Here is a 7,080-nt window from a genome sequence, read left to right as displayed (position 1 = left end):
ATAAAATCACTATATTTGTGAATAAAATTTAATAATAATAATGGCATACCTGTAGAATTTTATGCACGTGTATAAAGGGATGATCTGGCTATTTCTGGGGAAAATTTAAAGGGGGGCAATTTAAGTTGGATTCTAGGGGTCAATTACATTGGAATTTCCACTTACCACGCCAGAAAGTTTTTGGAAGGTGAAGAAAGCTTGCGAAGAGTTGAAATGGAACATGTACAATACCTTTTTCTGCCTGTTCGATGAATGCGAGAGGTTGACGGAGGATAGCGATTTTCGCAGGAAAATTACCATGCCGATGAAAGATTTCTTCCAGTTTAAAGGTAAGGCGTTCGTGTCAGCGACACCGCTAGAGGTAAGCGATCCACGTTTTGAAGGTTTCCAGTGGATAAAGATCACGCCAGATTTCGATTACAAGAAACCACTAAACTTGATAGTTACCAACAGCTACGATTATTCAGTTCGCCAGTTATTACTGGAACACTTGGCAAATAGTTCTCGTGTGTTTATTTTCTTGAACACAACGAATGGAATTGACAAGATAGTGAACACTTTAGGTATTGAAGGACAATCGAGAATATTCTGTTCAGAAAAGAGCGTGAAGAAATTGAAAAAGAAAGGTTACACTAACGTTGCAAGCTTGTATTCTGAACCTATCGCCAAGTATAACTTTTTAACTTGTCGCTTTTACTCCGCATTAGATATTATATTGAAGGTGAAACCAGATATAGTTATGCTTACCAACTTGTATGAAGCGGAACATTCAATGATTGATCCTTACACGGAAGCGGTACAAATATGCGGTCGCTTTAGAAAAGAGATTGATGGTAGCACTTTCAATTCTATCACGCACCTTACTAACGTTCGCAACACCTTAAACGTGAAAACGGATGAAGAGATTGATATGGAGCTGGAAGAGAAGTTGAAAACTTACGAGAGCTTGCAAGCGAGATATAACGAAACAACGGATGTAACTCGCAAGAAGGCAATACTTGATGATATAAACAGGTTAGGTTTAGCGGAGTTTGCCACGAAACTTGATGATGGATTACTTGAAATAGATCACTTCGCCATTGATAACTATTACAACAACGAGAGGGTGAAACGGTATTACTTATCTGGCAATGTTTTAAGGGAAGCGTATGAAGGAACGAACCATTTTACAGTGAATTACAGGAACGTGTTTTTTGCGGTTGGAGATAGTGATAGGTTAGAATTAAAAGAGCTTCCAACCTTCATGGAACGTTGTAAAGCAATAGTTGACAAGTTGAACAAGTTACAAGATGATCCAGATCGTGATTTTTATATCAATATTCTTAAACAGGAAAAAGATGGAGAATTGATCGTTGAAGCGTACGAGAAGTTAGGTGTTGAGGTATTTGTAAACAAAAAGTACCAGAGGGCAGATATTAAAAAGGAACTGGATAAATACAATACAGAATTATTGCGTTTTAGCTCGATGGTTGTACAGGAAATTAAAGATGCTTTCCCTTTAAACGTGCCAATGCCACAAGAAGATATTAAAAACCAGTTACAGGACATATACAAGCGGTATGGCATTGATTACAAGGTAAAAAAGAATACGATTGAAGATTATTACGATGCAAGTCCTTCATATCACAAGAAACCGTATACATACACTCTTAAAGTGATGAAAGAGTTTCCAACCAACTAAAAGCATAGTTTATGAACTAATAGAAGGTGTACCTGTTGATGATATTGATTTTTAATTGCTTGATAAGTACTTCTGATGGTGAAATTACAGTTGGTGAATTTTTTGCAGAATAGGTATATAAAAGGAATTTGATGGTATTTTTCTACTCGTAATATTCTATTTGAATTTAGAGTTTTTGAACAGAAGGGTAATACTTTCATTAAACTAAGGGTATAATTGGGATAAGTTAACAAACCATGAAATTAGATCAATCTCTGTTCAATTTAATAGCTACGATTTAAGTAATTCGTATTAATCAACAATAATATGAGCTGGAATTTGAGTAATACATAATATTAGCAATAATGTTTTGGGTATAAAAAGATTCAAATACCTATCATTGTTGAGCTATATTTAATAAATCATTTAACGCATGAGTTGCAAACTGATTTTCAGGTTCCACTGACAACCAGAATTTAACTTTTCCAATGACACATAATAGATAATCAGTTTTTTTAATTTTTTGTCTTCGTATATGAGAGGAAATCCCAAATTTTCTAATACAATGTATTTCTTGTTTCAATTTTCTTTTGTATTCTCTAGGAATTTTAATTGCATCATCTGATATTGAGATCCCTGTAATTATTCTTCTACGATTCTTTTGTTGTTGTAATATTGTTTTTCTGTCGTTTACAGAGAATCCACAAGATCTTATTATATCAGAGATATATTCAATAAATTTGCTAGGTATTTGTTCACCAGAAAAAGCTAAGTCGTCCGCATATCTAGAGTATTTTAAATCGTAAGTTCTGGCAAATGAATATAATCTTTTGTCAAGAGTTTTGCCAACAATATTACTTAATGCAGGACTTGTTGGTGCACCCTGTGGTAACACATTTTCACAACAACAAATTGAGGCCAAATAGTATGCGACTTTATTTGTATAACCAATAGACTTGAAGACATTAATCACTTGATTAATCGTAATAGAAGGGAAAAAATCTTTTAAATCAATCTTTAAAAAATGATTTTGATTTATATGAATCTTTGCATTAGTTATAATTGATTTTTTAGTTGTAAACCCTTGAGCTGCAGGATGAATTTTTATTTTAGCTAAAATATTTTCATATATCCAAGATTGGCATTCAAGTAAAGCGGGATATGGTGCTGAGATATTTCTATGCCCGCCAGAACGTTTGGGAATTTGAAATATTCTATAATGTGATACATTTGAATTTACAACAGAGGCTAAATAATGCCCATTTCGACCAAGAAGTAAGCAAAGGTGATTAAAATCGAATATTATAGGGACATTGTTATTAAGTAACTTACTAACATATGCCATGTATTTTTCAACAAATTCAGATTTTATTCCTGATTTTTCAAAGTTTGAATACCAATAATTATATAACTTAAGTTTAGACATAAAATGGGAGACATTAATTAAACTACTTTCTTAACGTAAGCTCTGTGATTAAGGCCGATTATTGTGGAGTATGCTCCAGAATAATCTGAATTAATCACTGTGAATCTCAGCTGTGCTGAGTGAACGCTCTTAATAAGCAAATCTTTGATTTGCTTATTAAGAGTAGAGGTTAAAGAATACCTTAACCTTAGAAGCGACTTCACTTCAAATGTGCTAGTTTCTTTATTGTCTACCCATTTCATTACAAAAGTACAGTTTAATTTCATAATTCAAAATCTATTGGAATATAAAATTCATTGATTTTAATTCTTGGGCCTTTTGAAAAACTAGGAACAGTTAACCTTTCATGTCCTTTATGACTTATTTGTTTCTTTATTGCAAAATCGACACCCTTTTTAGTCAAGATTATCCTGCTATCATTATTTTCTAGTATTTCTGCGACTTCTAATTTATTTATTGCCATAAAAAGCTCTTTCGGAGATATTTTATATCTACGATATAATGTAAAAACATAAAGACCTTCTGCTGCCTTAAACAAATCTTGGATAATTACTCTATCTATTTTACTTAGTTTCATTTTAATCCTTTTTCAAATCGAGTTAATAACGTGTTCCTCTGATTATTTTTTTTGTCTCTTGGCCACCAAAAAATGGGAAAAACCGAGTTGGGGGTATTTCCTGAACAACTCTCTAGAGAGTATAAAGCCTCGGCTTTATTATATCCAAAAGAATAATCAAGTAATTGATGATCATTTACATTTTCGGCAAGTTTCAATTCCAATTCAAGCATTGTATCTTCTGCAAACTTTAATTCTTCTCCAACATACCTATCTGAAATACCTTTAGGAAATCTTAATGGACAGAAAACCTCATAACCAAGCTTTTCTATGCTTTTAAGGCCATGTTCCATTCCTGCGACGAAACATAATTTTAATTCAAATTCATTCCCTATATCATTTTTTAATTGTTTAATTCTGGACAAAATAGTTTTACCACTACCAACAAATTCGTCTACAAAAATTATTTGTTTTTTACCAGCATTAAAATTTCTTGGAATTGCACCAAAACGATTAACAGTTTTGACATTACTCCACCCAGTTTTGAAAATAGGCATTTTTAAATGATCAAGTATCTTTTGACTACTATCAGCTTCATCATCATAAGTTATTGCAGATATTTGTGTTGTTTCTTCTTTGAATCCACTTTCATTAACAATAAAATCTGCAATAAGTCCCAAATAATAATTAAGTAATTTTAGATCGAGAAAACTAAAATCGTTGAGTAAATCTATTAAAAGTTTCTTTTCTGATTCATTACTACAAAGAGCAAGTAGATCAATTAAACAATCTTCTTTATCACATAGCCAGGATTGTTTGGAATAAAGTCTATATATAATATTAAAATCTTCCCTTTTTAAATATTTAACTTTCGGCATATCGTATTGCTCTTTTATTTATAAAGTTTTATTATATAAGGTATTAATGATGCTATTATTTTCTTTTTAATTTGCTGATAAAACTAGTGAATATTTAAGAAATGACAAAATACAAAATGAATGAGTATATTATTTTGAAGTAAATAATAGCCAGAAGATACATTGTTACATACCATTCTGGCTAAAACTCACCTTACTAAATTTATCAACTTTAGATGTACCTAAAGTAAATTACTCATAGCTTCATCTATCTGGTCATTCTCGAAGCTATCCAGATATATTTGTGTTACCTTTTCAGAACTATGCCCCATAGCTTCTGATATAATAGAGGTGTTTACCCCCGATCGTTTTAGCACCGTAGCGAATGAATGCCTTGCAACATATGAGGTCAGTTTCAATGATATATCCAGATATTCCCCTATCTTCTTCAAATACTTGTTTACATACCTTGTTTGGTAATCTAACTTATAGTATTTCTCCTTCATCGTTTTCTGTTTGGCATCATCGAATATTGGAAAGACATAATCTGTTTGCTTGTGCTTTTTCTTGCTATACTTCTTGATTATATCCTTCGCCATAGGTTGTAAACGAAATGAGATCATTTTCTTTGTCTTACTTCTCCGAAACTGTAACCTCTCGTTATCTATAACATTAACATACTTTAGAAATGCAATATCTACAATATTAATCCCACATCCTAGATAGCTAAACACAAATATATCTCTTGCAAAGTCATAGAGAGGGAATGTATTCTCGTCTGAAATACTTTTCAAATCCAAGTTTATAATCCTCTCAATGTCTTGTTTAAGAATTGCCCTTTTAGATGTTTCCTCCTTGTACTTTGATACTTTAAACTCGTTAAAAGGATTCATGTCTGCTGGAATAGTTTTACTAACAACGGCTCTATTAATGACTGCTTTCAAACCTCTCAACCTATTCCCTATCGTATTCATCCGTAATCTCTTCTTTACTTTCATCCATGTTGCAAAGTCATTTAGAAATACCGTATCAATACTTTTAAGTTCAATATCCGTTCCTTTTGTAAATGCCATAAGACAATTGAGGCAACACCTGTAATACCTCGCATTCTTGATATGATCTGTCGCCTCCAGCTCTTCAATATACCTGTCAAAATGTTGCTTTACATACTCTTTTTTCTCCTTCTCCACCTTTTGGGGTTTCTTCTCCCCAAACTCATCAAGAGATAATACCCTCCCTTCCAAATTGGCCGCCATTATCTTCTTGTTAATTTCTTGTTTCTTCTCTTCAATCACTAAATCATAATAATTTCTATTGACACACTTATCAAGAAATACATTATTTTCAAAATCCCAATACATAATAGGAATCTGTAACTTTAGTGAAAGTAACTTCTTCTGTTGCCCCTTATTTATCCTCAGATACAATGGAGCTTCGTTAGCTGCATTAACTCTATCTTTACGACATATAATACTAATCGTAATTTCATTGTTTTCCATTGTTGCAAAAGCTTCAAATTAAACAATAGAATTATTGATTAATACAACAACAATACCGCTACCAATACCGCTACCAGTTTACTTCCACATCATGAAAACTCAATAAGGTCGGTTGGCCGAGCGGTTAGGCAGCGGTCTGCAAAACCGTGTACAGCAGTTCAAATCTGCTACCGACCTCAGGAAATCAGTCACTTACGAAGTGGCTGATTTTTGTTTATGGAGTGTTTAGGACCCTAATTCTCTTGTAACCATCACCAATACCGTTACCTATTTTCCAGTCTATACATCCAAGAAAATTCTCGAATATACAAACAAAACATATTTATTTACGTTCATACTTAACAAAACATTTATAATATTAGCAAGCATGAAAAAGAAAAGAACTAATCCCTGGACTATTATCGGAATTGCTATCGCCATCATTCTATTAATATACTGGCTATTAACAGCAACCATATTAGAAGAAGACGAAAACGTGATTCCCATTCTAGACGGAACAGAGCAGGTAATCCCTTAGGATTCCTGCTTTTCTTCTTATTTTCGAATATCTACATTTATCTTTTTAGAAATTATCGTGTCAATAGATATTCTCCCCGCACCTGTGAAAAATAATAGGATATAGATACCTAAATATAGTAAAGGTAATTCTTTCATCTGAAATGGATCACTGGCATGAACGACAAATATAACCACTAGCATAGAAAACACCAACGGGATTGTAGCTAACCGAGTGAAAGCTCCCACGATAACGAACAAAGAACACCCAACTTCAGCTCCAATAATTAAAATCAACGACAATGTACGTCCTAAACCAATAGGATCTGGGAATGTAGCAGACAACTCGGAGAACGACGTTAATTTGGCTAAACCATGAGTTAACATGGTTATCCCAACAAATACACGCAGAATTAACAATCCCAAACTTAAAAACTTTTGATTGGGGGCAATTATAGACGAAATCACTTTTTTCATAACAACATTTTAAAGATTTAAATACAATAGTATTAACGTAACACATTTTATTAATGTTACATTTTAAGTATGAATTTATAAATATAGCTGTTTTGTAAAATAAATCGTAG

The 7,080-nt window shown here is 32.7% G+C and carries 7 protein-coding genes and 1 tRNA gene; 3 read left to right on the top strand and 5 right to left on the bottom strand.

All coding sequences use genetic code 11. From position 1 onward, the window contains the following. Nucleotides 1-187: 187 nt before the first annotated feature. Nucleotides 188-1,681 (top strand): hypothetical protein, encoded by a 1,494-nt coding sequence (locus I2I33_RS10555; protein WP_140402627.1) that lies wholly within the window; start codon nt 188-190, stop codon nt 1,679-1,681. A 376-nt stretch (nt 1,682-2,057) separates the two neighbouring features. On the opposite strand, the gene I2I33_RS10550 is transcribed toward I2I33_RS10555, so the two are convergent. The 4 genes from I2I33_RS10550 to I2I33_RS10535 all read right to left on the bottom strand — a co-directional run bounded on the left by I2I33_RS10550 (nt 2,058) and on the right by I2I33_RS10535 (nt 5,998). Further along, nucleotides 2,058-3,086 (bottom strand): retron St85 family RNA-directed DNA polymerase, encoded by a 1,029-nt coding sequence (locus I2I33_RS10550; protein ID WP_087422603.1) that lies wholly within the window; start codon nt 3,084-3,086, stop codon nt 2,058-2,060. A gap of 262 nt (nt 3,087-3,348) precedes the next feature. Next, nucleotides 3,349-3,663, bottom strand: a complete 315-nt coding sequence (locus I2I33_RS10545; protein ID WP_087422601.1) for a hypothetical protein — start codon at nt 3,661-3,663, stop codon at nt 3,349-3,351. Then, nucleotides 3,660-4,520 (bottom strand): hypothetical protein, encoded by an 861-nt coding sequence (locus I2I33_RS10540; RefSeq protein ID WP_087422600.1) that lies wholly within the window; start codon nt 4,518-4,520, stop codon nt 3,660-3,662. Before I2I33_RS10540 ends, I2I33_RS10545 begins: the two co-directional genes overlap by 4 nt. A 221-nt stretch (nt 4,521-4,741) precedes the next feature. Beyond that, nucleotides 4,742-5,998, bottom strand: a complete 1,257-nt coding sequence (locus tag I2I33_RS10535) for a site-specific integrase (protein ID WP_087422599.1) — start codon at nt 5,996-5,998, stop codon at nt 4,742-4,744. A 106-nt stretch (nt 5,999-6,104) separates the two neighbouring features. Here I2I33_RS10535 and I2I33_RS10530 point away from each other — a divergent pair. Further along, nucleotides 6,105-6,175 (top strand) — tRNA-Cys (locus tag I2I33_RS10530). A gap of 190 nt (nt 6,176-6,365) precedes the next feature. Beyond that, complete coding sequence (locus I2I33_RS10525; protein WP_168044555.1) at nt 6,366-6,515, top strand: hypothetical protein; 150 nt, start codon at nt 6,366-6,368, stop codon at nt 6,513-6,515. 17 nt (nt 6,516-6,532) lie between these two features. Here the strand turns inward: I2I33_RS10525 and I2I33_RS10520 are convergent, their stop codons facing one another. Continuing rightward, the gene (locus tag I2I33_RS10520) at nt 6,533-6,970 is read right to left on the bottom strand and encodes a DoxX family protein (RefSeq protein ID WP_087422598.1); all 438 of its coding nucleotides are present in this window, start codon (nt 6,968-6,970) and stop codon (nt 6,533-6,535) included. Between the last annotated feature and the right edge of the window lie 110 nt (nt 6,971-7,080).

The organism is Butyricimonas sp. BSD2780061689_150309_C8, from assembly GCF_015560935.1.
Lineage (GTDB): Bacteria > Bacteroidota > Bacteroidia > Bacteroidales > Marinifilaceae > Butyricimonas > Butyricimonas paravirosa.
The sequence above is the reverse complement of the archived record's forward strand: the minus strand, read 5'-3'. Positions and strand labels throughout refer to the sequence as shown.